Annotated in this window: 24 protein-coding genes; 6 read left to right on the top strand and 18 right to left on the bottom strand. The window is 42.0% G+C overall.

What is annotated here, in order from left to right; all coding sequences use genetic code 11:
• Positions 1 to 1,028: 1,028 nt before the first annotated feature.
• From P855_RS0102660 to P855_RS0102650, 3 genes are read right to left on the bottom strand one after another with little or no spacing between them, the layout of a single operon-like run.
• Entirely contained in the window at positions 1,029 to 1,811 is a 783-nt protein-coding gene (locus P855_RS0102660) for a 2-keto-4-pentenoate hydratase (RefSeq protein WP_028782143.1), read from the bottom strand.
• 23 nt (positions 1,812 to 1,834) lie between these two features.
• Positions 1,835 to 2,656 (bottom strand): FAD synthetase family protein, encoded by an 822-nt coding sequence (locus P855_RS0102655; protein ID WP_028782142.1) that lies wholly within the window; start codon positions 2,654 to 2,656, stop codon positions 1,835 to 1,837.
• A gap of 27 nt (positions 2,657 to 2,683) precedes the next feature.
• Positions 2,684 to 3,163 (bottom strand): flavin reductase family protein, encoded by a 480-nt coding sequence (locus P855_RS0102650; protein WP_028782141.1) that lies wholly within the window; start codon positions 3,161 to 3,163, stop codon positions 2,684 to 2,686.
• Positions 3,164 to 3,657: 494 nt separating this feature from the next.
• Between P855_RS0102650 and P855_RS0102645 the strand changes: the two genes are divergently transcribed.
• The 5 genes from P855_RS0102645 (at position 3,658) to P855_RS0102625 (ending at position 10,335) form a co-directional block, all read left to right on the top strand.
• A complete protein-coding gene (locus tag P855_RS0102645) occupies positions 3,658 to 5,496 on the top strand; it encodes a helix-turn-helix domain-containing protein (RefSeq protein WP_028782140.1) in 1,839 nt (612 codons plus the stop codon).
• A 330-nt stretch (positions 5,497 to 5,826) separates the two neighbouring features.
• Complete coding sequence (locus P855_RS20280) at positions 5,827 to 6,900, top strand: MBL fold metallo-hydrolase (protein WP_051353050.1); 1,074 nt, start codon at positions 5,827 to 5,829, stop codon at positions 6,898 to 6,900.
• A 235-nt stretch (positions 6,901 to 7,135) separates the two neighbouring features.
• Positions 7,136 to 8,347, top strand: a complete 1,212-nt coding sequence (locus P855_RS0102635; protein WP_028782139.1) for an acyl-CoA dehydrogenase — start codon at positions 7,136 to 7,138, stop codon at positions 8,345 to 8,347.
• Positions 8,348 to 8,395: 48 nt separating this feature from the next.
• A complete protein-coding gene (locus P855_RS0102630; RefSeq protein ID WP_028782138.1) occupies positions 8,396 to 9,373 on the top strand; it encodes a catechol 2,3-dioxygenase in 978 nt (325 codons plus the stop codon).
• A 131-nt stretch (positions 9,374 to 9,504) separates the two neighbouring features.
• Positions 9,505 to 10,335, top strand: a complete 831-nt coding sequence (locus P855_RS0102625) for an alpha/beta fold hydrolase (RefSeq protein ID WP_028782137.1) — start codon at positions 9,505 to 9,507, stop codon at positions 10,333 to 10,335.
• 97 nt (positions 10,336 to 10,432) lie between these two features.
• Here the strand turns inward: P855_RS0102625 and dmpG are convergent, their stop codons facing one another.
• The 15 genes from dmpG to P855_RS0102550 form a co-directional block, all read right to left on the bottom strand.
• Positions 10,433 to 11,452, bottom strand: a complete 1,020-nt coding sequence (gene dmpG, locus P855_RS0102620) for a 4-hydroxy-2-oxovalerate aldolase (protein WP_028782136.1) — start codon at positions 11,450 to 11,452, stop codon at positions 10,433 to 10,435.
• Positions 11,449 to 12,351 (bottom strand): acetaldehyde dehydrogenase (acetylating), encoded by a 903-nt coding sequence (locus tag P855_RS0102615; protein WP_028782135.1) that lies wholly within the window; start codon positions 12,349 to 12,351, stop codon positions 11,449 to 11,451. Before P855_RS0102615 ends, dmpG begins: the two co-directional genes overlap by 4 nt.
• Complete coding sequence (locus tag P855_RS0102610; protein WP_028782134.1) at positions 12,344 to 13,012, bottom strand: GntR family transcriptional regulator; 669 nt, start codon at positions 13,010 to 13,012, stop codon at positions 12,344 to 12,346. Before P855_RS0102610 ends, P855_RS0102615 begins: the two co-directional genes overlap by 8 nt.
• Positions 13,013 to 13,269: 257 nt before the next feature.
• Positions 13,270 to 14,094, bottom strand: a complete 825-nt coding sequence (locus P855_RS0102605; RefSeq protein WP_051353049.1) for a DUF817 domain-containing protein — start codon at positions 14,092 to 14,094, stop codon at positions 13,270 to 13,272.
• Positions 14,087 to 14,308 (bottom strand): helix-turn-helix domain-containing protein, encoded by a 222-nt coding sequence (locus P855_RS0102600; RefSeq protein WP_028782132.1) that lies wholly within the window; start codon positions 14,306 to 14,308, stop codon positions 14,087 to 14,089. The genes P855_RS0102605 and P855_RS0102600 overlap by 8 nt, the downstream gene beginning before the upstream one ends.
• 10 nt (positions 14,309 to 14,318) lie before the next feature.
• A complete protein-coding gene (locus P855_RS0102595) occupies positions 14,319 to 14,798 on the bottom strand; it encodes a DUF2975 domain-containing protein (protein ID WP_028782131.1) in 480 nt (159 codons plus the stop codon).
• Between the two features lie 253 nt (positions 14,799 to 15,051).
• Positions 15,052 to 15,417, bottom strand: coding sequence for a DUF3899 domain-containing protein (locus P855_RS0102590; RefSeq protein WP_028782130.1), 366 nt, complete (start codon positions 15,415 to 15,417; stop codon positions 15,052 to 15,054).
• A gap of 81 nt (positions 15,418 to 15,498) precedes the next feature.
• Positions 15,499 to 17,127 (bottom strand): peptide ABC transporter substrate-binding protein, encoded by a 1,629-nt coding sequence (locus tag P855_RS0102585; RefSeq protein WP_028782129.1) that lies wholly within the window; start codon positions 17,125 to 17,127, stop codon positions 15,499 to 15,501.
• A gap of 20 nt (positions 17,128 to 17,147) precedes the next feature.
• On the bottom strand, positions 17,148 to 18,104 hold the full coding sequence (locus P855_RS0102580) for an ABC transporter ATP-binding protein (RefSeq protein ID WP_028782128.1): 957 nt from the start codon (positions 18,102 to 18,104) through the stop codon (positions 17,148 to 17,150).
• A complete protein-coding gene (locus tag P855_RS0102575; protein ID WP_028782127.1) occupies positions 18,101 to 19,120 on the bottom strand; it encodes an ABC transporter ATP-binding protein in 1,020 nt (339 codons plus the stop codon). Before P855_RS0102575 ends, P855_RS0102580 begins: the two co-directional genes overlap by 4 nt.
• Positions 19,121 to 19,132: 12 nt before the next feature.
• The gene (locus tag P855_RS0102570) at positions 19,133 to 20,077 is read right to left on the bottom strand and encodes an ABC transporter permease (protein WP_028782126.1); all 945 of its coding nucleotides are present in this window, start codon (positions 20,075 to 20,077) and stop codon (positions 19,133 to 19,135) included.
• A gap of 1 nt (position 20,078) precedes the next feature.
• A complete protein-coding gene (locus P855_RS0102565; protein ID WP_028782125.1) occupies positions 20,079 to 21,005 on the bottom strand; it encodes an ABC transporter permease in 927 nt (308 codons plus the stop codon).
• A 35-nt stretch (positions 21,006 to 21,040) separates the two neighbouring features.
• Positions 21,041 to 21,889 carry a M55 family metallopeptidase gene (locus P855_RS0102560; protein ID WP_028782124.1) on the bottom strand — a complete coding sequence of 283 codons (849 nt, stop codon included), beginning with the start codon at positions 21,887 to 21,889 and terminating at the stop codon, positions 21,041 to 21,043.
• 59 nt (positions 21,890 to 21,948) lie between these two features.
• Positions 21,949 to 23,010, bottom strand: a complete 1,062-nt coding sequence (locus P855_RS0102555; RefSeq protein WP_028782123.1) for a M42 family metallopeptidase — start codon at positions 23,008 to 23,010, stop codon at positions 21,949 to 21,951.
• Between the two features lie 14 nt (positions 23,011 to 23,024).
• On the bottom strand, positions 23,025 to 23,474 hold the full coding sequence (locus tag P855_RS0102550; RefSeq protein ID WP_028782122.1) for an Lrp/AsnC family transcriptional regulator: 450 nt from the start codon (positions 23,472 to 23,474) through the stop codon (positions 23,025 to 23,027).
• A gap of 184 nt (positions 23,475 to 23,658) precedes the next feature.
• Here P855_RS0102550 and P855_RS0102545 point away from each other — a divergent pair, with 184 nt between their 5' ends.
• The gene (locus tag P855_RS0102545; RefSeq protein WP_028782121.1) at positions 23,659 to 24,804 is read left to right on the top strand and encodes an amidohydrolase; all 1,146 of its coding nucleotides are present in this window, start codon (positions 23,659 to 23,661) and stop codon (positions 24,802 to 24,804) included.
• Positions 24,805 to 24,834: the final 30 nt, after the last annotated feature.

Genomic DNA, 24,834 nt, shown 5'->3' with positions numbered 1-24,834 from the left:
AGGTATGTAGACCTCTTTTTTTGCTGATCCAACTCCCACAGAAAAAGAAGACTTTTCTATGAAATCCAAATTTGAAGTAGAAGCACCGTCAGTTTGTACAATATCGCTCCGACTCATACTGCAGCAATGTGATGTTTTTTTATGTTCCATTAGAATAACCCTCCTTGGACTTCTGGATTGAAAGTTTCTTTACTTAATAGTTTTCAGGTAACACTTTTACTTAATTATCACCGCCTCATAAAAAATTAAATTAGATATGAATAGGGCATCAGAAAAGTTTTATCACAAACCACAAAACCTATATGAATTGGAAAAACGGAACACATGATATGTTGATTATGGAATACCTCCAAGACTTGGGACACATAATTGATAGTACAACTTAAGTGTTGTTTCTAGCTGAATTGATGTAGATGGGTGGAAACTCAGAGATAGTATGTTAGACGATTTTACTCAATACTAATATCTCGCCTCGTAATACGGAGTTTGATTAGAAGATGTTAGTGAAGGTTTAAAGTCAATCCTATATTCACTGTATTTAAAGGAAAAAATGATTTGAAATATTCGAATATACTTAGACAACTAAAAAGAGTTCTGGGTAATTTCGGCTTTGTTTTGTAAGCGCTATCAAATTACTCAACAACAATACTAAATGGTTGATATTAGATTGGTAGTGAATATAATCGGACAACTGACCAATAATACTTAGAAACTAAAATAAACTCTATAATAAATAGGAAGGTTCTATTTTTGGTGTAAATAGCAACTTAATCGTCTAGTAATCAACTGCCTCTTTTTAAACTTGCATTGGTTATTCTTCTTAGGTTAGTCACCTTTTAATAATGATTAACTTTCATTTTAAATAAAAGCGCTTACAATACAATGACAGCTAATGTTTGAATGTATTTGATTTTCTAACATCAGCTGTCAGTGTTTGATAACCAACTTCTTTGAATTTCTTCAAATTCCCTGCAAAAACTTCTCATACTGTACATAGAAGGCAAGCAGCATTCACATTTTTGAAAATGCTATTTTCCAAATTCAATCGCTACTGTTCCCAAACCTTCAAATTCAGCTTTGAACGAATCTCCATTTTTTACAGGGACAGCTTTAGCCAGGGCGCCTGCCAGAATACTCTCTCCCGCATTTAATGCGATATTATATTCAGCTAGAGCATTGGCAAGCCATACGACCCCTTCCAAAGGGTTCCCCAGGACCGCGGAACCCTTGGCACGATCAAGAAATTCCCCATTTTGATAGACGGTCATTTCAATGTTCGGAAGGTCAAGTTCCTCTAATGCTTTCTTTCCTTCCCCAAACACCACACCTGCAGATGATCCGTTATCTGCTACCGTATCCTCGAACTTGATTTTCCAATCCTTTATTCGGCTGTCAATCAGTTCTGCAGCAGGAACCACATAATCGATGGCCTGTTTCACATCGTCCAGGGTAAGTCTTGGCCCCTTAAGGGAATGCTTCAATACAAATGCGATTTCAAATTCTACTCTTGGGGCAATAAAACGGTCTGCATCAATCGGGGATTGGTCGGAATAGACCATATCATCCAGTATGTGACCATAGTCAGGACGATCCACATCCAGCATTTCCTGCATCGCTTTACTTGTCAGTCCAATCTTTTTCCCGTTGATGACAGCACCATTTCGCTTCCGCTCTTCCACATAATTCAATTGAATTTGGTAAGCATCGTCAACAGAAATAGTGGCATCTCTTTCTGTAAAAGGGGCGATTGGCTGACGATCTTTTTCTGCTTCATATATTTCCAGAGCTGCTTCTTTTAACTTTTCAGCCATTATTCCCACGCTTCCTTTCCTGGTCATACGTACTCGAAAACTTTTTCATTGGACAGACATTTTCTCCATATAACGGTAACTTCCGAGCCATTCAGTTTTTGCTTTAAGCTTTTATCCATTAGTTCGAATCTGCCTTCTTCCGGGTGGTTGTCTACGGTTGTGTAAAATACCTCGCTTCCGGAGTTGATTGTCACTTCATACACGCCATTTCCCGGCAGCATGTAATAGTCATCCGGGTAGAAGGAATGGCCGGCGAGCCTGCCTTTCACTTCATAAAAGCGCCCCAGCATGGAAGCGAGGTTATTTACCTGCCCTTCAGCTATCGAATTCCTAATGTGTGTGGAGCTTATCTTCTTTCCCAGATACTCGATTTTACTAACCTTAGTTACCTCTAACATACCGCCGGAATCCTCTGCCAGGCGATCAATATTTCCTTCTCCCATCCGGCCATAATGAAAATCGTATCCTGCTACCGCATGCACGGTACCGAATTTTAATAGATATTTTTCTACATAGTGTTGAGGGGAAAGAGAGGCAAAATTTTTATCAAACTTTACGATATAGAAGCAATCAACCCCCAACGATTCCAGCACCTGGGCTTTATCCTTCATAGGCATCAAGTAATCGAACTTCTTCTTCCCACCGGAAAGAACCACTTTAGGATGGGGGAAAAAGCTCATCACCGTTAAATCCACACCTCTTCTTTCTGCTTCCTTTTTGGCTTCCCTTATCACTTTTTGATGGCCTTTATGAACGCCATCAAAAAACCCTAAAGCGATGACATTTCGGTTGGAATGCTGCTGCCAGTAAGTCAGGTTCTGTGAATTTAAATAGATGGTTTTCATCAGCTTTCTCCCCTTTCCATACCTGGATTAGTTAGTTACACTTTCCATTTCTTTCAGTTCCCGGTATTTTCCGCAGTTAAAAATAAGTGGCTCGCCGTCTTTCAGTTCCATCTCTGTCACTTGTCCGACAAACAACGTATGATCCCCTTCCACATGCTCATTATAGACTTCACAGGAAAGCTGGACTAATGCATTTCTCACAACTGGAACTTCCTCTAAATAATCAAATTGGAACTCTTCTTCCGGTTGCTTCTGCCCGGCAAAAATCATTGATTCTTCCTGTTGTTCACAGGATAGGACATTCACGGAAAAATGATTGCTTTTCTTGATTTTATCAAGCATTTTCGCACCTTCTTTAACCGATATCACAATCAGTTTTGGATCCAGTGATACGGACATAAATGCATTTGCAGTCATCCCGTGTACCTTCCCATCTGTTTCTGTCGCAATTACAGTCACCCCGGTAGCAAATTTCCCCATTGCATTTCTGAATTGACGATCATCCATCAAAATTACCTCCTTGATAGTAATGTTAAGATTTATTGTTCATGCATCAGCCTGCTTGGAAGCCGGCTGGTACAAACATCTTCTGCTTACATGCCATTTCCCTGTACGAGCAACTTTTATCTTTGATTCATCAATGCCCTCCTTTAGTTGAAGATAAAAATTATTCTGACAATTTTCGCGGTATGTGTTATAATGTTTTGCAACTTAAATATAGTGGTTACTTCTTAAATCTTGCCCATTTAAAATGTAACCGTTTGCAAATTCGACTAGTTAAGAGATAGAAGTAAATGACAGAATAACACTGCTCCTCTCACCCCTGATCCATCTCGCCTGGTGTTGAATAATTAAATGGTAGCACTTATGTATGTGAAATGAATCCTACGATAAATAGCAAAATTCTATGTTTTTTCGTGTGAAAAGTTTAAAACTCTATTCAAATGGAGGCTCATGATAAGTGTTGCTTCGTAACATTCAATAGGAAGGGGTGGCTTTGTGTGAGTACCGATTTGAGCCGCACAAATTTAAATGATGTATTATTTGGATTACCAAAAGAAGAGGCTTTACATGCTTTTTATGAACGGATGGTTACCATTCCGATCACAGCGATTTCGTCGTTGAAAAAGGAACTTCGCTCTACAATCGGGGACGATCGCTCCAAGGGGATTTTTGTACGCTATGGCTGGCATAACGGGGTAAGTGACGGAGAAAAAGCTTTAACATGTGAGTGGGAAAGTGAACTCGACCTGATTAATGCGGGGCCCCAATTGCATCAGTTACATGGATACCTCGATCGGGTGGAAATAGACGATATCCGTTATGACGACGAAGGCGACTTAGAGGCGATCGATGTCTCCTGGTTCAATTCATTTGAAGCAGATGAATACTTGAAAAACGGTATTCCCAGTGACCAGCCAGTGTGTCATACCATGTGTGGATATGCGAGCGGTTATTTATCAACCGTCTTAAAAAGACCAATTCTCGTTAAAGAAACAAAATGTAGTGCCATGGGCGAAGATAAATGTGAAGTCATTTGTATGCCGATGGAAAAATGGGGACAAGAGCTGGAAAACGAATATAGATATTATCAGTCCAACAGTATGATTCAGGAATTGGATGAGATCACTGCAAAATTTAAAAAAGAACGCGATAATTTAAATAAAGCGTATCATGTCCATCGCAAATTAATCGAAGAATTACTAGCAAAGCAGGGATTACAAAAAATCGTAGACTTGCTATATGAAACAACCGGCCTTCCGGTATTTATAGAAAATGAATACCATCAAATCATGGTGAAGTCTAATAATGTTACGATTGATGCTGACCTGGATAAAATAAATACAAAAACGACTGACTTTATAACTGGTCCTGAGGGAATAGGCATACTGAGGACGCCTATTTGGCTAGAGCAGGAAATCAAGGGGTATTGCTCGTTTATTTATCTGGATGATCATACCCCTAATGATTTAGAGTATATGGTTATCGATCAGGCTTCTCTTACCGCATCGATAATCCTGCTTAATGAAAATATTAAAGTCAATACAGAGCAAAACATCCGGCGTGGCTTCTTAAGTGATGTTTTGGGAAGAAGGTTAGAGAAAGAAGAACTCTATAAAATAGCCTACTATCTTAATTTTAACCCGGATGATTCTTACTGGATGCTTACGATGGAAAGAGATATCAATAACTCTGAACTGAATTATGAAATTGAAGTTAATGAAGATCTGGTACGATACATTAACTTATTTTTCAAAGAGCGAAAGATAAACGCCATTGTATCTCAAAAAGCAGGTAAGATCATCACTTTAATTGAGTATTCTTCTTTCAAAGAAGTTTGTATGAAGCAATCAAAATTCATAAAACAATTATTAAAGCACTGCTCCCGCCGCTTCGGCGACTATAAGTTTTTTGTCGGTGTCAGCTCTGTCGTTCAAAAAATAGACCAGCTGCCTACTTTATATGATGAAACCATAGCTACTCTAAAAGCAAAAAATCCAAACAAGCAGATTCAGTTTTTTGAAGACTTAGGGATTGAAAGTGTCTTATTTCAAATTCCAGATGAAACATTAATTAATCGTTTTGTAGAAAAGCAAGTCGGTCAATTACTCGAATGTGATAAAAATTCCGAGCTTGTCGAAACGCTATATGCATATATAGAGAATGGTCTTAACATCAACCACACAGCTAAGGCCCTCACTATGTCTATCAGTGGTTTGCGCTATCGACTCGACAAAATCAGTGATATTTTAAACATCGATTTAAATGATACCCAGAGCGTATTTTCCGTTTATATGGCATTAAATATCTTAAAAACAAAAGGAAAAATCAAAATCTAATCGCTTACCATTATTTGGAGGGCTCCGGGGTGTTTCTTTAAACACCCCGGAGCCCTCCAAATTTTAGCAAAATGAAACCTTAAAAGAAGAATGCAGTTGGCCTGACTGCATTCTTCTTTTAAGGTTTTTTAATCCGCCCCTACAATCCCTATCCCTCTTCCTCTCTCATCATTCCGACCCTGCGAATTCATATGAATAATCTGAAAATATGATAAACTTTCGTATTTTTTGTAGCTATCTTAATCTTTCCACCATCAATATAATGAAAACCAATCAGGAAGGCCTGCTGATTTATTTGACAGCGCTTACAAATGTAAAGGAGGAATTTATTTGCCGATTAAATTTTTTTATCTTCTTCAAAAGCTTACAGAAACTATCAAGGGAAGTTATTTGAAGAAGTGTATGAACGTATGTGTTTTATTGATTTTAGCAGCTTTATTAACGGCTTGCAGCAGCAATTCCAGTGCTTCTGCAGATAATGGAAAGCAAAAGGAAGCCCAAAATAACAAAGCTGAATCAGATGTAAAAATGAAAGTTACATTGCTTGGCACAGGTTCTCCTATTCCATCAATTAAACGTTTTGGAGCTTCAACACTGGTTGAAGTTGGTGGGGAGAAATTATTATTTGATGCTGGACGTGGCAGCACCATAAGATTACAACAGCTTGGAATTAAGGCAGGAGAAATCGATAAATTATTTCTAACACACCTCCATCACGATCACACAGTTGGTTTTCCTGATCTTCTAATTACGGGAAGTGTCCCTATCCCTAGTATGGGTGGAAGGCAAGAAGCTTTAAAATTATGGGGACCAACTGGCACCCAGAATATGGTTGATGGCTTTTATCAAGCTTATGAGAAGGATGTGACAAACCGGCAAGAGGTAGCGAAATCAGCAAACAATGGATTAAAAACCAAGGTAAATGAATTTGAAGAGGGTGTCATCTACAAAAATAACGGAATAGAAATTATTGCCTTTAAAGTAGATCACGGTTCCATGAAACCGGCTTTTGGCTTCCGAGTAAACTATAAAGGGAAATCAGTCGTTATATCCGGCGATACAACATATAGTAAAAATTTAATTAAAAATGCTAAAGGTACTGACCTGATTATCCATGAGGTCATTGCATCAGATCCAGAACCTGACGATGAAAGTCTATCCAATACTTTTAAAAGTATTTCCGCGTATCACAGTACTCCTGAACAATCAGCAAAAGTTTTTAAAGAAATCGATCCAAAGCTGGCAGTCTATACCCATATTATTTCATTAGGTATGACAGACAAGGATGCTAAATTTGTAAAAAGAACAAATGAATTATACAACGGGAAAGTGATGTTGGGAGAAGATTTAATGACCTTTGAAATTGGCAATGAAATCGATGTTAAAAACCAAAACAAGGAATAAACTGCAAGACAGGATTGTAGTCTTCTGACTATTTCATTGGAAGAACTAATAATCTTTGAATCTCTATATTGTGTTCCCCTCTCTGGTATGAATTCGTATGAATAATCTGAAAATATGATAAACTTTCGTATTTATTGTAGCTATCTTAATCTTTCCACTATCAATATAATGAAAACCAATCAGGAAGGCCTGCTGATTCACTTGATAGCGCTTACAAACTGAAGGAGGAATTAACATGTCCATTACTACTGTAGAATCATTTACTAAAACTGTTAATCGGGAAGAACTGCTTCAAAAAGCAAAAGAAGTCGGAGAACTTGCTGAAGAGCATGCATTACAAGCAGATATCGACGCACAGTTGCCAGATGTAGTTATAGAAAAGATTAAAGAAGCCGAGTTTCATAAACTTCTGCGGCCAAAAACCTATGGCGGACAGGAACTGGATTACTATACTTTCGGTGATATCGTCCGGACAATCGCCAATTATAGTGTGCCAGCTTCATGGATCACCTATTTTGCCATCATCCACGAAACAGGGCCGGCATATTTACCAAAACAGGGCCGGGAAGATTTATATAACAGCGGTTCCTTGATGGCCGACGTTTTTGCCCCAGTTGGCAAAGTTACGGATGATCCGGATGGAAAAGGTTATCGTATCAGCGGGCACTGGAATTTCTGCAGCGGGGTATTATGGTGTGATTGGATCGCCCTCGGTGCCATTCATAAAATGAGAGATGCTGACGAGCCTGAACTGAGCCTGTTTATCGTTCATAAAAAAGATACAGAAATCATAGAAAACTGGGATGCGATTGGACTTCGCGGCACAGGAAGTAACGCCGTTAAAGTTGACGATGTGTATGTCGATCCTGGTTACGTATTCCCGCTGTCCCGTGTGGTAAAAGGTGCTACGGCTCCAGATGGCAATTACGAAGAAGACTATCAAATTTTCAATGTTCCTTATCTGGCATTCTTCTTGTCCGGGTTCCCTCAAATTGCCATCGGCGGGCTCGAACGCCTGGTTCAGGACTTTAAGGATAAAACAAAAAGCCGCGTACGTATTTACAATAATAATTCCAGTGAAAAAGATGCTGGCGGTGCTCAACGCACACTTGGAGAATTAACCATGCAGCTGAATGCTTTAAAAGCTGTCGCGAAGGAATATATGGATAAATTACATTACTACCAGGAAAACGGGATACAGGTTTTAGAAGAGGAAGAGCGTGAACAGCTGTTCGCGATGCGCGGTCACGTCGCCAAAACAGCAGCAGAAACGGCAACACGGGTGTTAATAACCCTTGGTGGAAATTCACTATATAAGGACATGCATAGCGAACGTTTTGTTCGGGACATACTCGCTGTTGCTTCCCACCCTACCCATCTGTATGAAGATGCCATGGCAGGGTACGGAAAATCCATTCTTGGCCTGGATGGACATCCAATGTGGTAAATCCATGCCAGTTCTAATAACCCCACAAAATTAAAGGAGGAATTTTAAATGACAAAAGAACCGATTTTTGATGTAGCCCATCTGGCGCATGTTGAAATTTACAGTCCAAAAGTAGAGGAATCCGTTGCATTTTTTAAAGATATCATGGGAATGTGTATCTCCCATTGTGAAGGAAAGTCCGTGTATATGCGGGCTTATGAGGATCACTACCATAATACTCTGATCATCACAGAAAATGAGGAAGCAGGATTAGGTCATCTAGCCTTACGGGCAACCTCCCCTCAGGCACTTGAGCGCCGTGTCGCTGCAATTGAGGAAATGGGCTACGGCATTGGCTGGGTCGATGGCGATATAGGGCATGGTCCTGCCTATCAATTTCACTCCCCTGATGGTCATAAAGTAGAAATCTTTTGGGAGGTGGAATATTATCAAGCTCCTGAAGAAGAGAAAACACCATTGTTAAATCGCCCACAGCGCCGTCCGAATTATGGTGTTCCTGTACGCCGGCTGGACCATATTAATTTACTGGCTAAAGAAACAAATAAAAACGTTGAATTTTATGAGGAAGCACTGGGCTTTAAAGTTCGTGAGCGTATTTTGGCAGATGACGACTCAGATATTGCAGCCTGGTTAAGCGTAAGTAACCTGGTTCATGATATCGCTATTATGGGAGATGCATTAGGAGAAGAAGGACGTCTGCATCACGTCTGCTATTGGTATGGGTTCCCTCAGCATTTATCAGATGTTGCAGATTTACTGATTGAACGTGGCTACGAAATTGAAGCCGGTCCAGGTAAACACGGTGTCACACAAGCCTGCTTTTTATATGTAGTCGAGCCAGGCGGCAATCGCGTCGAATTATTCGGTGATCCTGGATACCAAATTTTCGACCCTGATTGGAAGACCGTCGAATGGAAAGGTGCAGATTTAGAAAAGGCCATCATTTGGCACGGATCTAATCTGCCTCAAGAATTTTTTGAGTATGGAACTCCAGTAAAAAGAAAGACTCCAGTAAAAAATTCTTAGTTTCTACTATTTAAATAGTGTTCCAGGAAAGAGGACAAAGTCAGCTCCTCTTTCCTGCTTTCTTCCCTACACTTATTGACCGTTTATAAGATAATTCTGTTTTAAACCTAAAAGGAGTGTTTTACTTGCAAATAACTGCTAGTTCTAAATATATGGAAGTTAATGGAATCAACACCCACTACCATGAAGAAGGTTCAGGAAATGAAAAAATGATTATGATTCACGGCTCAGGACCAGGAGTGTCAGCTTTTGCAAACTGGCGTCTGGTTATCCCCGCATTAAGTGAGTCTCTGCATGTATTTGCGCCGGATATCGTTGGTTTTGGCAAAACTGATAAACTTTCGAAGGAGGCATACACCCTGGACCTCTGGGTAGACCATCTGATCGGATTTATAGAATCAGTTTCTGATGAACCTGTCTATTTAGTAGGGAATTCTTTTGGGGGTGCCTTGTCCCTTCATGTCGCTCACAGAAGGCCTGATTTAGTTAAGAAACTGATTTTGATGGGTACAGTTGGTGTGCAGCATCAAGTATCATACGGTTTAGATAAGGTCTGGGGCTACGAACCAAGCCTTGAATCGATGCGCGAATTAATTCAATTATTCTCCTATAACCAGGATGCAGCAAAAAATGAAGAATTGGTTCAGATGCGTTACGAAGCAAGTATTAATCCAGACACTAAAGATGCCTTTGAAGCAATGTTCTTTGATTCACGTCAGGAAAGATTAGATGAACTCGCTCTCCCTGACGATGAAATTAAAAAAATCAGTACGGAAACATTGCTGTTCCATGGATTAAATGACCAGGTCATTAAATTTGAAGATACCAGCTATAAATTAATCAATCTCTTACCTCATGCCGAATTACATGTATTCACTGAATGTGGCCACTGGACCCAAATCGAGAAAACAGAACCATTCATCAACCATATATTCGCTTTTATAAACAACGGAGATAGCTAATTAGATGCCAAAGGACAGCCTGAACTTCCAGGCTGTCTTTTTTTATAGTTCTATTAAAAAGTCCAGGCGCGGTAATTGACCACGCCTGGAAACTCTATTACACGTGCGCTTTTTCTTTTGCCAGGTCCTGGGCGACCCCGATAATCCAGTCTTCCTGACCACCGACAGCGCCCATCTCACTGATTTTCGTCAAAATGTCACGTGGATCTACGCCATACTCCTTCCCGGCCCGCTCTGCGAATAATAGGAAGCTGGAGTAAACTCCGGTGTATCCCAGTGTCAGACTCAGGCGATCGATTTGAACCGGACGATTCATCATCGGTTTCATGACGTTTTCTGCCGCATCCATTGCTTTATATAAATCTACCGAATGAGGGATCTCCATTTTGTTCATGACAGCTACCAGCTGTTCGGTAGCCGTATTCCCTGCTCCTGCGCCCATACCAGCCAGGCTCGTGTCAATCCGGTGCGCACCTTCTTCAAGCGCAACGATAGAATTGGCAACGCCGAGTGACAGGTTATTATGACCGTGGAACCCGATGTCCGTGCTCAGGTTCTCTTTAAAGAGTGCAATCCTTCTCCGGGTATCATCCATTGTTAAAGCACCGGCAGAATCTACTACATAAATGGTGCCTGCCCCATACGATTCCATCTTTTTAGCTTCTTCCAATAAGTCCTCAGGGGTTGACCGGTGGGACATCATCAGGAAACCTACTGTATCCATCCCTAATTCTACTGCCTTTTTAATATGCTGTTCAGAAACATCCGCTTCACTGCAATGCGTGGCAACCCGCACTACTGATGCTCCCCATTCTCTTGCTTGCTCCAAATGTTCGATGGTCCCGATTCCGGGAAGAAGCAGTACACCTACCTTTGCGTTCTTAGCATTTTTCACTGCTGTGGTGATAATCTCTTCCTCAGATTCTTTGGAAAAACCATACTGGATCGAGCTTCCGCCTAAACCATCTCCATGAGTGGCCTCAATGATATCGACACCAGATTCATCAATCAGCTGCGTCAGTTCCGCAATTTGTTCTGTTGTATATTGATGGGAGATCGCATGCATCCCATCTCTTAAGGTTACGTCATTAAAAACTACTTTTCTATCATTGCTCATTGTGCCGCTTCCTCCTTTGTCATATGCCCAGCCATAACTTCTCCCGTTTTAACAGCTGCTGAAGTAATGATATCAAGGTTCCCCGCATACTTAGGCAGAAAATCTCCGTTACCTTCCACCTCTACCGAAACCGTCACCACGTTCCCTTTGATCACCGGATCCGCTTTGAAACGGTACCCTTTTACATAGCCCTGCACCGTTTGCAACATGGAATCCAGGGAAGCCAATATATCTTCCTGGTATGCATCTGCAGATTCTGCTGTCTGTACATGGATTGTGTTTCTCATCAGGATTGGCGGTTCGGCCGGATTCAAGGTAATGATTGCCTTCGACTCATCAGCCCCTCCGACTTCACGCAAGGCTTTTGCAGTCGTCACCGTAAATTCATCGATGTTTTGTCGCGTTCCCGGACCGGCACTTTTACTGGCAATCGATGCGACAATTTCCGCGTAATCCACTTTCACCACATCAGAAATCGCTTTCACCATAGGGATGGTTGCCTGCCCGCCGCATGTTACCATGTTGACATTATCCAGCTCTGCAATCTCTTCTTCCTTCAAATTTACCGATGGCACCAAAAAAGGACCTACAGCTGCCGGTGTTAAATCAACCGCTTTCATTCCCAAGTCTTTTAAAATCGGCGCATTATGCGCATGCGCTTTTGCTGAAGTAGCTTCATAGACTATTTCTGCTAATTCCGGTTCCTCTGTCAGCCCGTCAATCCCGTTATAAATCGGCTTCACACCATGCTCCTTCGCCAGCGCCAACCCCTTCGAATTACGATCGATCCCGATCATTGCAGTGAGTTCCAGCTTATCGCTCCGGAGCAGTTTGTACATTAAATCGGTGCCGATGTTACCTGAGCCGATGATGGCACATTTTACTTTTTGATTAGACATATTCATCTCTCCCCATATTTAATTTCTTACCTTCACAGCAATAATGACAAGCATCTTGCAAATGTTCCTTTAACAGTTTCTGACCTTCTTCCAAATCCCCGGCAATTAAAGCCTCGACAATTCTTACATGCTGATCGATGATTTCCTGCTGTTTGGACTCTGTCACCTCACTGGTGATATCAATCAATGTGCGAAAAACTTCCTTTAGTGATGTCCATAGCTGAATCAGCGTATTGTTATCGGTCAATTTAACCAGGTAACTGTGAAACGCCAAATCTGATTCAATGTCTCTTTGTTTCTGTTGATACGATTTGTTCATCTGCCCTACGAAAAGGTAGAATACATCCTTATTCTTTTTTAATACTTCCGGATCAATCTGTGTGAGGGCATGTGTTTCTAACAGAATGCGGCTATCATAAAGGTTTTGGATATCTACGATGTCAAACCGCTTCACAACCGTCCTGCCGTTGGAATGCTTTTCCACCAAATTCTCTGCCTCCAACTTGGCGATCGCTTCCCTGACCGGACCGCGGCTTACCCCCAGTTCCTTAGATAAAGCCGCTTCCACCAAATAATCCCCTTCCTGGTACTGGCCAAGAATAATCTGTTTACGTAAGTACTCGAGCACTCGATTACTAATATTCTGCTTTTCAATCTTCATACGGTTTCTCCTTGTGAATATTCTGAAAAGTTAACAGTTAACAGTTCTTACATAAAAGTATATGGGTCATTCGTGTTGAAGTCAACGGTAAATTAATAAGAAAGGAAGTTTCTTCTGCCAGAGGAAAGAACATAGGTACTGGCACTGAGTCGCACAATAGCTAATCAAAAAGGACAGCTTGGATTTTCAAACTGTCCTTGTTATGAAACGTACACATCGATGCATACATTGGTTTTTCGTCAAAATCTTACATGCTGCTATTCCTGATATATTTTACCTTTCATTCGCTTTAACGTCGACACGATCAGAAAGCTGACAATCACCAATAACAGCCAGGAACTTACCTTACCTACATGTACGAGACTCCAAGCGTCTGTTTGATTCGGGTACTGCCAAGCTCCGAAGAATGTTGCGATATTTTCAGCGATCCATATAAAAAATCCGATCAGCACAAAAGATAGTGCGAGCGGCATGCGATAACGATTCCCATTCACCTCATAGGTCACCCAGGACCGCCAGAAGACTATGATTACAAGTGCTGATAAGCCCCAACGTACATCGATCCAGTAATGATGTGTGAAAAAGTTCAAGTAAATCGCAGCTGCCAGAGAAACTACGATCCAAAATGGCGGCCACTGGACCAGTTCCACTTTCAGCCTCCGCCACGCCTGGCAAAGATAACTCGCCACACTTGCATACATGAATCCACTATACAACGGCACGCCAAAAATTTTGGAATACGCATCTTCCGGGTAAGACCAGGAACCCATATGCACCTTAAAAATCTCAAGCGCGATTCCGATCAGATGAAACAATGTGATGACTTTCACCTCATCCCTCGTTTCCAGTCCAGAACGCACCATCCAGACTTGCATTAAAAGAAAGATGAGGAGGAGCCAATCATACCGTGGGAAAAACGGAAGAGGAATGAATTGTGTAATTGCCAAAGAAGCAAAAATGACTACCGGGAACAGACAGGATAATGCTTGCTCCCAGCCAAAGTGCAAGAGTTGTAAAATCGCTCGCCTAAGTTTGCCGCCAATGGATTTGTCTATATAGAAATCCTGAAGGGAATTATTCATCACTATCCTCATCCGGCTGATATTCCAGAATATCCCCCGGCTGGCAATCCAATGCCTTACAAATCGCCTCCAGCGTTGAGACACGAATCGCCTTCGCCTTCCCATTTTTTAAAATCGAAAGATTAGCCATCGTTATGCCGACCCGCTCCGATAGTTCAGTCACACTCATTTTCCTTTTTGCCAGCATGACATCAATATTGATTATAATCGCCATGTTCATCACCTCAGACCGTTAATTCATTTTCTGATTTTATATCAATGGCAGTTCGTAGCAGCTTCTGAAGAACAGCAGCAAACACCGCAATGACCAGGGCACCTAAAATAATGATCATTCCAACTACGATCACACCTGGCGCGTCATCGTACTCCGCGAAAAGATAAATGATCGGCATCAAAAATACGTAAACGCTGCTGATTGCAATGGCACAATATTTGATATTCTTCAACGCTTTTACCGATAAACCCGAAAAAGCTTCATTTCTGTCAATATAACTCAGCAGCCGATATGCCTGATACAGCGCTAAAAAATACGCCAGCGCGGTCGCATATAAACCAATAATCACAAGGTATGGAATATAATCCATCCCTGGAATTACCTCAGAGAAACCACGAGCGATAACAGGTACGACGAATATACACAAAGCAAGAACCGGAATTCCCATAAGAAACACAGCAATCTTCAAAAACAGTGTTTCCCTTTTCATAAACAGCACCTCACTTATTTATTGTCAGTTAGAATTTACCACATAGTTTATCGTTTTACAATAAATTCTTATCTTTATATATCATTATATTATTGATTTAGATTATGTTTAACAAATAAAAAAACGCAATGCGTTGGTAAACCAAACACATTGCGATTGTTTCTATGAGATAAATTTTTCAGCAATTAATTAAAGTTGTTTTTCGTACTAGTAATTCAGCCATTAAGACGCCCTGCACTTTCCTTAAATCACGTCAACTATAGTACAAAAATAAACCAAAGACAGTCATCGTGAGCGATGCTATCCCTATAATCATTGACACCTGGCTAATGACCATGAAAGCTGTATTCTTAAACTCTTTTATCTCTTGTTCTGTCATCCTATCGGTTCTTTCCATGGCCCTTGATTTACGAATCATTTTTTCTGATACAAGCTTGAACCCTGAAAAAAACGATGTAAGAAAACCGCTTTTTAAAATGAAGAAGACAGCTGTTATAAGGATACAAATGATGCCTGTCATAAAGGAGAGATCCGACCATTCCAAAAGGGACAGGGATCCTAATCTGCCCACTCCCGCCCAGACACCGGCCACTATAATAAATAAATAGAACTTCCACACGTCCTTCCCCTCCTCTTGGTAAGACTCTCACTCTATTATAAAGAAAACGGGACCTTTTTGGCCCCGTTTCTTTTCGGTCCATTATTCAGATACTTTCTTCGCCCACTTAAAGTAAGGATAACGGTTTACCGGGTAGACGATTCCTTCATAACTTTGGTCTGTCAAATAATTGTTTGTATAATGGTAGATTGGTGTAAATGGTAAATCTTCCATCAATACGGACTCTGCCTGGTGAAGCAGTTCATAGCGTTTAGCCGGATCCTGTTCCACCTTCGCCTGCTTGATTAAATTATCGTACTCTTCATTGATCCAGTTGGTCCGATTATTTGGGCTGTTACCCAAATAGTAATCCAGAATTACGACAGGGTCGACGAAGATCCCGATCCAGCCCATGCGAGCCATTTGGAAATTACCCTGTTTCGTTGTATCCAGGTAAGTCTTCCATTCCTGATTTGAAAGGTTGATGTCCACACCTAGATTCTGTTTATACATCTCCTGGACAACTTCAGCCACTCGCTTATGGTTTTCTGAAGTATTATAAAGCAAAGTCACTTCCGGAAGGGTTTCCCAGCCTTCTTCTTTCATTCCTTCTTTTAGGAGCTGCTTGGCTTTTTCCACATCTTTCTTCACATAGTAGTCTTCAGCGTTTTTCTGGAAGTCACCCTCTGGTGTCTCCACTCCTGGCGGCACAAATGAATAGGCTGGTTTCTCACCGGCTTTGGTTACATTCTTCGTGATTAATTCACGATCTATAGCCAGGTTGAAGGCTTTTCTGATTTTCTTATTGGTAAATGGTTCTTTTTCTACATTGAACATGTACATGTACGTTCCAAAATACGGGGTCACTTTATATTCTTCAGAATCTTTTTCCTGGGCAATGACATCTGTAGGCAGCGTCTGGATCAAATCCAGTTCCCCGGACTTGAACATCTGGTAGTAAGTGGTGGCATCATTGACCATCTTATAAGTTACTTTTTTAAGGTTTACCACATCTTTATTCCAGTAATTATCATTCCTCTTAATGACAACTTCACTGTCATGATTCCATTTCGTGAGCTTGAACGGTCCATTCGATACATATGTATCCGGTTTGGCCGCCCATTGGCCATTGCTTTTCACCAGTTCCTTTTTAACAGGATAGAACGTCCACATAGTCAGCAGCTCATCGACGTAACCGATCGGGCTTTGGAATTCTACCTCTAGTGTTTTGTCATCTTTGGCTGTCACACCGACATCTTCGACGGATCCTTTCCCTTTGTTGTAAGCCTCTGCTCCTTTTATGTAGTACATATAAAAAGCGAAGGCACTTCCTGTTTCAGGATTCAAAACACGCTTCCAGGCATATTCAAAATCCTGGGCAGTTACAGGGCTTCCATCTGACCATTTTGCATCTTCACGGATCGTAAAAGTATAGGTTTTCTTATCGTCAGAAACCTGGACATCACTTGCTGCACCCAGGACAGGCTTCCCGTCTTGATCCTTCGTATATAGACCTTCAAATGTATGATCGATGATCCACCCGGAGGTGGTATCAGTTGCCATTGCTGGATCGAGGTCAGGCGGCTCACTCATAGCATTAACAACGATTTCCTGTTCAGCACTGCTGTCTTTCTCACTGGATGAAGAATCATTGCTTGACTCTTCACTGCATCCTGCTAGCCCAACAATCAATGTCAGAGCAAAAAGCAGGCTCTTTAGCCATTTTTTCATATATACTCCTCCTAAAAAGTTTATTTATTATAAAGGTGACAAGCTGTCCAATGGTTGCTTTTCACCTCTCTGAATTCGGGCTTTATTTCTGCACAAATATTCATCACATGGGGGCATCTCGTCCTGAACCGGCATCCACTAGGTGGATCGACTGGACTTGGCGGATCCCCTTCCAAAACGATTCTTTCACGTTTTTTCGCAGATGGATCGGTGACTGGGATGGCGGATAGCAATGCCTGTGTATAGGGATGAAGTGGATCTTTGAATAAGTCATTACTGTCCGCCAACTCCATCATTTTCCCTAAATACATGACACCGATGCGATCACTGATATGCTTGACCATTCCCAGATCGTGAGCAATAAACAGATAGGTCAAATCCTCTTCTTCCTTCAAATCCTCCAGCAAATTAATTACCTGGGCCTGAATGGATACATCAAGCGCAGAAATCGGCTCGTCTGCTACTATAAATTTAGGATCAACCGCCAATGCCCTGGCAATCCCGATCCTTTGCCGCTGCCCACCACTAAATTCATGAGGATAGCGTTTAGCGTGATCGGGGTTCAACCCGACCCTTTCCAAGAGTTCATAGACTCTATCCTGGCGCTTTTTTCCTTTAGCCAAGCGATGAGCATCGATTCCCTCTGCGATGATGTCCCCTACCCTCATTCTTGGATTCAATGAGGCTTGTGGATCCTGAAAAATAATTTGAATTTCCCGGTTTGCACGTTTCTGCTGTTTACTGCTAATTGTTGCAAGGTCTTCTCCGTTATAGATAACCTTTCCGCCTGTCGGATCTTCAAGGCCTACAATGGTCTTGCCTAACGTAGACTTTCCACTTCCGCTCTCACCGACAAGTCCGAAGGTTTCTCCCCTTTTAATTTCGATGGTGATGTCATCGACCGACTTCACCGTCTGATGCTTATTTAATCGGAAGTACTTTTTCATGTCTTCCACTTTAATAATCGATTCGGTCATGATGGTTCCCTCCCTGCTGCAATAAGGTCTTCAACCTGGGGAGCCCTTGGATCATTCAGCCAGCATTTTGCTTCGTGACCGTCTCCAGCTTCAAACGGAGGGGGCATCTCTTCAGCACATATCTCCATAGCAAATTTACATCTGGGTGCAAAAGGGCATCCCTTTGGAGGCGAAAACAAATCCGGAGGCGACCCTTCGATCGGAAGCAAACGTTTTTTCTCATCCCCTGTTACGTCAGGAATCGATTCAAGAAGTCCCCATGTGTATGGATGCCTGGGATTTTCAAAGATTTCTTCTACTGTTCCAGTTTCCACAATCACTCCCCCGTACATCACAGCTACCCGTTCGGCCGTCTCCGCTACTACTCCCAGGTCATGGGTGATGAGAAGGATAGAAGTATCCAGGTCATCTTTTAAATCTTTCATTAAATCCAGCACCTGCGCTTGAATCGTCACATCAAGGGCAGTCGTCGGTTCGTCCGCAATCAGGATGTCCGGACGGCAGGCAAGAGCAATGGCTGTCATGATTCTTTGCCTCATCCCGCCACTAAATTCATGCGGATATTGCCCGTGTCTTTCCTGTGGGTTATTAATCCCAACCAGTCGTATCATCTCAATTGCTTTTTCTTTTGCCTCTGATTTGCTCACATTTTGATGGGTCAGTATACTTTCCTCAATCTGTTTTCCGACTTTCATCGTAGGGTTGAGGGAAGTCATGGGATCCTGAAATACCATACTCATTTTAGAACCCTTGACCTGACGCATCGCTTTTTTTGAAAGCTTCAAAAGGTCTTGTCCTTCAAACAGGATTTCGCCGTTTTTGATTTTCCCAGGAGGAGTCGGAATCAGTCCCATCAAAGTTTGGACCGTCACACTTTTTCCACTGCCACTTTCTCCGACAATTGCTAAGATTTCACCCTTATCCAGATGAAAAGAAACGTCTCTTACCGCTTTTACTTCTCCACCATATGTCTTAAAATTGACCTGCAGATTATTCACTTCTAATAAGTGTGTCAAAATTCCACCTCCCTACTTGTTAGCCCTTGGATCGAGGGCATCTTGAAGTCCGTCACCAAAAGCATTGAATGCAAACATCGTCAGGGAAATCATGAAGCCTGGGAAAAACAATCTCCACCATTGTCCGCTTAAAATAACACCTAAAGCGTCATTCGCCATCGTCCCCCAGCTTGCAAAAGGAGCCTGGACACCCAAACCTAAAAAGCTTAAAAAGGATTCAGCGAAAATTGCTTGAGGAATCGTAAACGTCAGGTTGACAATGATAATGCCTGCCGTATTCGGTATCAGGTGTCTCCAGATTATTTTTCCATGAGACGTACCAAGCTTCCTTGCAGCCAGCACGTATTCCTGCGACTTAAGCTGAAGGACCTGGCCACGTATGATTCTGGCCATTCCTACCCATCCAGTTACAGAGAGAGCAATGATAATCGACGTTACCCCCGGCTCCATAATCACCATAAGGAGAATAACGATCAGCAGATAGGGTATCCCGTAAAGAATTTCTACGATTCTCATCAGAATGCTATCGACTCTGTCCCCGAACTTCCCTCTTCCGGCCATATATCCGGATATACCACCTATGGTCACTCCAAGGATAATGTCAAGCGCTGCCGCAACCAGGCCAATGGTCAGCGACACCCTTGCCCCATACCAGGTTCGGGACCAGACATCCCGGCCGAGATCATCGGTCCCAAACCAATGTTCACTGGATGGCTCGAGATTGGTTTTAAGAAGACTTTGCTCCGATGGTGAATGAGGAACCATTTGCGGACCAAAAATAGCAAAAAACACAATACCTAAAAGTAAAATCAGGCCCAGAATTGACATCTTATTTTTTAAAATATTGATTGCGGTTTCGGTCCAGGTATTCATACTTGGCCGCTGGATCGAATCCACATTCCTCTTTTCCGGAGACAGGGGGCGAAAAAGGGAATCTTCTGTTTTTTTAGGTTCCATTTTAATCGCCTCCACTCGTTAGTTTTATTCTTGGATCGATGAAACGATAGGAAATATCGATGAGGAACAGCGTTACAACCAGGATTACACTGAAGAAAATGGTCGTACCCATTATGACTGGGTAATCCCTGTTGAAAATACTGTCCACGAAGTACCTGCCAATTCCAGGTACAGCAAAGATCTTCTCAATGACAAACGTACCGGTGATTAGAAATACGAATAATGGACCGATGAAAGATACCACCGGTAGAATCGCATTTCTTATCCCATGCCTGATGACAAGTTTCGTAGTTGATAAACCTTTCGCATCAGCAGTTCTGATATAATTCTGATTCATCACTTCAAGCATGCTTGAGCGCATAAACCTGGCAATTACCGCTAGCGGTGAAGCCGCCAGAGCGAGCGATGGTAAGATCGAATGCTCCCAGCTTCCCCATGAAGCGACAGGAAGCAGTCCCCACTCCACGGCAAAATATTTTATTAAAAGAGGAGCCAGGATAAAACTTGGAACCGATATTCCGATAATGGCAATAAACATTGATACATAATCAATGATTTTGTTATGATTCAAAGCGGCAAGAATGCCGAGCAGCAGCCCGAACACGAGGGCAATTGCCATCGCTTGTATGCCGAGCAAGGCTGAAGCGGTTGCACCGTCTGCCAGAATTGCGTTTACCGACCTTGTTTGCGATTGGATGGAATAACCAAGATCAAAAGTAACCAAATCTCTAAGATAAAGGACATACTGTACAGCAATCGGTTCATCCAGGTTATATTTGTCTCTCATATTTTCAAGAACTTCCGGCGGCAATACATCCGCATCCGATGCAAACGGATCGCCTGGGATGACTTTCATTACAAAAAAAGTCAGGGTAGCAATGACCCAAATTGTGATTAACATTGTTAAGATCCGTTTGACAATATACATCCGAACACCTCCACATTAAAAAGATGGACAATTATTTACGCATTTACCGAGCCAAGAACTCCGTTCGTTGCCGTCATTGCAATGATGACGCAGCCCCACATCTGTTTATAAGCTGTAACGATATCGTCGCATGTAAATCGGATACGTGTTGGGCTGACTAGTTCCACGGAAGGAAGTGTGGTTGTCATTTTCGCCTGCTGGGATCCTTTAAGTTCCAGTTCAAAGGTGATTGGTCCCTCCAATTTGACCGCTTCATACGAATCGATATACTGGACAGCTTTCTCTGCTTTTTTCCTGATTTCTTCTTGAGCGACATCTGGGTGGAGCAGTTCAGCTGCGAATCGGTCCACACCCCGCTTTGTAATGGCACCTTCTACTTGCGGGAGCGTTTCCTGTACCTCTTTCACATAAGCTTCATCTCCACTGATGAAAATAGCAGGGACACCAAAGTCTCCAGCTACCTTTGTATTCATTTCTGTCTCCCCCACGACTTCTCCATTGATCGTCATTTCCTTGACACAAATTCCGGCTAACGTATGACTGATCACAGTCAGGTCTGAACCGCCTTCACGCCCATGGTGCCCGACAAACATAAGCCCGTCGAATGATTCATCAAGTCCTTCCAGTTGGCACATCACCCGGTTGCTGCCAGAAACGAGCCTTGCTCTTGGATCCAAATCTTCGACAAAAATATTGGACATATTGCCATGACCATCTGCCACGACGACTTCTTTCGCTCCTCCACTAAAAGCACCTTCAATGGCTGCATTCACATCAGCTGTCATCAATTTACGGAAGCGCTGATATTCAGAGTTTGTTTTCAATTGTTGATTGGTCGCAACTCCAGAGATCCCTTCCATGTCTGCGGATATAAATATCTTCATTACTATTTCCTCCTAATTTTGCATCGATTTGAAATTTTCTGATATCTAAAATAAAAAAATTAAAACGGGAATGTGTCGTTTTCCCTTAGTTGAGTTATGAATTCCTTGATCAGGTTTTTGGTAGCTTTAAGATCCCCATAATCAATTACTTCGATCGAAGAATGGGTGTATCTGGAAGGGATTGACAACACACCTGTAGGTATACCCTTATTCGCATAATTGACAGCTCCTCCGTCGGTGCCGATGCCTGTGAAGATTTCCATCTGATACGGAATTCCATTCCGCTTTGCAAGATCGACTAGCAGCTTTTTCATTGTGTTATGTACAATAAGGCTCCCATCCATGATTTTGATGCCTGTACCTCCCCCTAATCTTAATGTCTGATCCATTGGGCTTTCGAGCGTATCACTTACAGCTGTCGTATCTACAGCTAACGCTGCATCTGCACGCAAATGTTCAGAAGCTGTTTTTGCTCCTCTTAAACCGATCTCTTCCTGTACTGTAAATAACAGTGTCAATTCACCAGCGAACGGGAGCTCCTGAAGTTCCTCCAATACTTGGAGGAGAACGACACAACCAGCGCGGTCATCGAGCGCTTTAGACCGGATTTGAATTTTTTGTTCTGGACCAAATTCAGTCAGCTCAGATCCCCAGGTCACTGGCGAGCCAACTTCCACTCCCAAAGCTTCCGCCTCTTCTTTAGAACCTGCTCCAATATCTATGTACAGTTCCGTGTGTTTTCTTACTCTTGAGCTATCATCGAATTTGGAGTAGTGGGCTGACAAGGTGCCGATCACTCCGTCAACCTCCCTGCTTTCCGTCAATATTTTGATTGGCTGGGCGAGCAGGTTCCTGTCATCGTTTCCACCTAATTTCTCAAATCGCAGAAATCCATTATCTTCGATTTTTTTTATAATGAAACCTACCTCATCCATATGGGCTGTAAGCAAAATCACTGGTCCTGGAGAGGTCCCTTTTTTCCTGGCAATGACATTGCCAAGAGGATCGATTTCCACACTATCTGCTTTTTCCTTCACATAATCTCTAATAAAGTAGCTGACCTGATGCTCATAACCGCTTGGCCCATGGAGGCTTGTGAGTTTGTTTAGCAGTTCAATCATGTGCCTCATCCTTTTTAAATATAATCGAAAGTATTTTTGTAGTTCTCAAGCTGTATAATCGAATTAATTTCTAAAATCCCTTCGAGCTCATCAAGCTTTAACAAGCTTTTTCTAATATCATCCTGACTGCGAACATTGATTTGAATCAATATTGGGTAAGGACCAGAAGTAATCGTAATAAAACGAACCTCTTCCATGCCTTTCAGTCGTTCCGTAATTTTTTTAATATAGCCTTGCTTCGGTTTAATCTGGATAATTGCTCCTTCTTTCAATCCAATTGCAATGGGGTTTACTACTCCAACTACTTCAATAATCTGATCGCTGACCAGATTTTTATAACGTTGCCTGATTGTTTTCTCTGTGACTTTCAAATGAGTCGCTATTTCTGAGAAAGGCATTCTGCCATCTTTGGATAAAAGCTTGATAATTCCTCGGTCCAAGTCGTCAATCATCCTATCTTCCATCTTAACCACCGTCTTTCGTACTTCTTATCTATTTTAATTCCCTATTACGATAAATAAATTATATTTTTGGGGTCATTTACAATATTATATTTTTAATTTAGTATCGTAATAAGGAATTGTTGTTGGCTATTATATAACGCGAAATTTCAGAAATCAATGATTATTTTGAAAGTTGGTGGAAAAATTGGAAAAAATTTTAAAGAATGTAACAGGAGTTGATGGCACAGGGAATTTCTTTACTGATATGATGATCAAAATCGTGGATGGCAGGTTTTCTGAAATCGGTAATGACTTTCCTATCGAAGATGCTGCCCACATCATAGATGCCAGGGGATATTACCTAACGCCAGGACTGATTGACGTACATACACATTTAGGCGTGCACGAAGAAGGGATTGGAAAAGAAAGCCATGACTTCAATGAAACCAGTCATGCAGTTACCCCCCATGTCCGAGCTATCGATGGTATTCATCCATATGACAAAGGGTTTGAAGATGCGAGAAAAGCGGGGGTCACCACCGTGCAGGTCATGCCTGGTAGTGCCAATGTAATCGGCGGGGAGATGACAGTGTTAAAAACTGCAGGAACAATTATTGATGAAATGGTGATAAGGAATCCTTCTGGTCTGAAAGCCGCTATGGGAGAGAACCCTAAACGAATTCATGGGGAAAAAGGGAATATGCCTGTGACCAGAATGGGAGTAGCAGCCATGCTGAGGGAAAAATTGATTGAGGGTCGCAATTATTTAGAAAGAATTAAAAATGGGAGTGGAGAAAGAGATCTGAAACTTGAATCCATTGGAAAAGTTTTAAACAAAGAAATTCCTTTGCGCGTCCACGCCCATAGGTCGGACGATATTGTCACAGTTCTGAGAATCAAAAGAGAATTTGATATCGATGTTACCATTGAGCATTGTACAGAGGGCCATCGGATATCCTCCTATATCAAACAACACGAAGTCCGTGCATCAGCAGGACCGACTATGACACCAAGAGCAAAGGTTGAACTTGCACATAAAGGATGGCATTCCCTCACTTCTTTAGTAGAAGCAGGTGTGCCTATTTCCATTACTACGGACCATCCTGTCATATCAATCGATCACCTGATGAACAGTGCTATTTTATCCGTAAAACATGGCTTGTCTGAAGAACAGGCTTTACGGGCCATTACACTAGATGCAGCCAGGCATTTAGGTGTGGAAGACCATGTAGGATCAGTGGAGGTTGGAAAAGACGCTGATTTCGTCCTTTGGGAAGGAGACCCATTCGACCTAAGAAGCAAACCTGCACAAACCTATATCAAAGGAGAACTCGTATGGCGGGAAAAATAGCTTAAGAAACTATACTTCTAAAAGTCGGGT

The sequence above is a fragment of the Thalassobacillus devorans MSP14 genome (assembly GCF_000496835.1).
In the GTDB taxonomy this organism is placed as follows: Bacteria; Bacillota; Bacilli; order Bacillales; family Halobacillaceae; genus Thalassobacillus; species Thalassobacillus devorans_B.
The sequence above is the reverse complement of the archived record's forward strand: the minus strand, read 5'-3'. Positions and strand labels throughout refer to the sequence as shown.

Excerpts from the sequence above, each read along its gene's own strand:
- P855_RS0102660 (WP_028782143.1), bottom strand. The coding sequence starts at position 1,811 with ATGGCTGAAAAGTTAAAAGAAGCAGCTCTGGAAATATATGAAGCAGAA.
- P855_RS0102595 (WP_028782131.1), bottom strand. The coding sequence starts at position 14,798 with ATGAAAAGGGAAACACTGTTTTTGAAGATTGCTGTGTTTCTTATGGGA.
- P855_RS0102605 (WP_051353049.1), bottom strand. The coding sequence starts at position 14,094 with ATGAATAATTCCCTTCAGGATTTCTATATAGACAAATCCATTGGCGGC.
- P855_RS0102560 (WP_028782124.1), bottom strand. The coding sequence starts at position 21,889 with ATGAAGATATTTATATCCGCAGACATGGAAGGGATCTCTGGAGTTGCG.
- P855_RS0102570 (WP_028782126.1), bottom strand. The coding sequence starts at position 20,077 with ATGGAACCTAAAAAAACAGAAGATTCCCTTTTTCGCCCCCTGTCTCCG.
- P855_RS0102610 (WP_028782134.1), bottom strand. The coding sequence starts at position 13,012 with ATGAAGATTGAAAAGCAGAATATTAGTAATCGAGTGCTCGAGTACTTA.
- dmpG (WP_028782136.1), bottom strand. The coding sequence starts at position 11,452 with ATGAGCAATGATAGAAAAGTAGTTTTTAATGACGTAACCTTAAGAGAT.
- P855_RS0102550 (WP_028782122.1), bottom strand. The coding sequence starts at position 23,474 with ATGGAAGATAGGATGATTGACGACTTGGACCGAGGAATTATCAAGCTT.
- P855_RS0102650 (WP_028782141.1), bottom strand. The coding sequence starts at position 3,163 with ATGGATGATCGTCAATTCAGAAATGCAATGGGGAAATTTGCTACCGGG.
- P855_RS0102630 (WP_028782138.1), top strand. The coding sequence starts at position 8,396 with ATGACAAAAGAACCGATTTTTGATGTAGCCCATCTGGCGCATGTTGAA.
- P855_RS0102585 (WP_028782129.1), bottom strand. The coding sequence starts at position 17,127 with ATGAAAAAATGGCTAAAGAGCCTGCTTTTTGCTCTGACATTGATTGTT.
- P855_RS0102655 (WP_028782142.1), bottom strand. The coding sequence starts at position 2,656 with ATGAAAACCATCTATTTAAATTCACAGAACCTGACTTACTGGCAGCAG.
- P855_RS0102580 (WP_028782128.1), bottom strand. The coding sequence starts at position 18,104 with ATGACCGAATCGATTATTAAAGTGGAAGACATGAAAAAGTACTTCCGA.
- P855_RS0102615 (WP_028782135.1), bottom strand. The coding sequence starts at position 12,351 with ATGTCTAATCAAAAAGTAAAATGTGCCATCATCGGCTCAGGTAACATC.
- P855_RS0102635 (WP_028782139.1), top strand. The coding sequence starts at position 7,136 with ATGTCCATTACTACTGTAGAATCATTTACTAAAACTGTTAATCGGGAA.
- P855_RS0102565 (WP_028782125.1), bottom strand. The coding sequence starts at position 21,005 with ATGTATATTGTCAAACGGATCTTAACAATGTTAATCACAATTTGGGTC.
- P855_RS0102600 (WP_028782132.1), bottom strand. The coding sequence starts at position 14,308 with ATGGCGATTATAATCAATATTGATGTCATGCTGGCAAAAAGGAAAATG.
- P855_RS0102555 (WP_028782123.1), bottom strand. The coding sequence starts at position 23,010 with ATGATTGAACTGCTAAACAAACTCACAAGCCTCCATGGGCCAAGCGGT.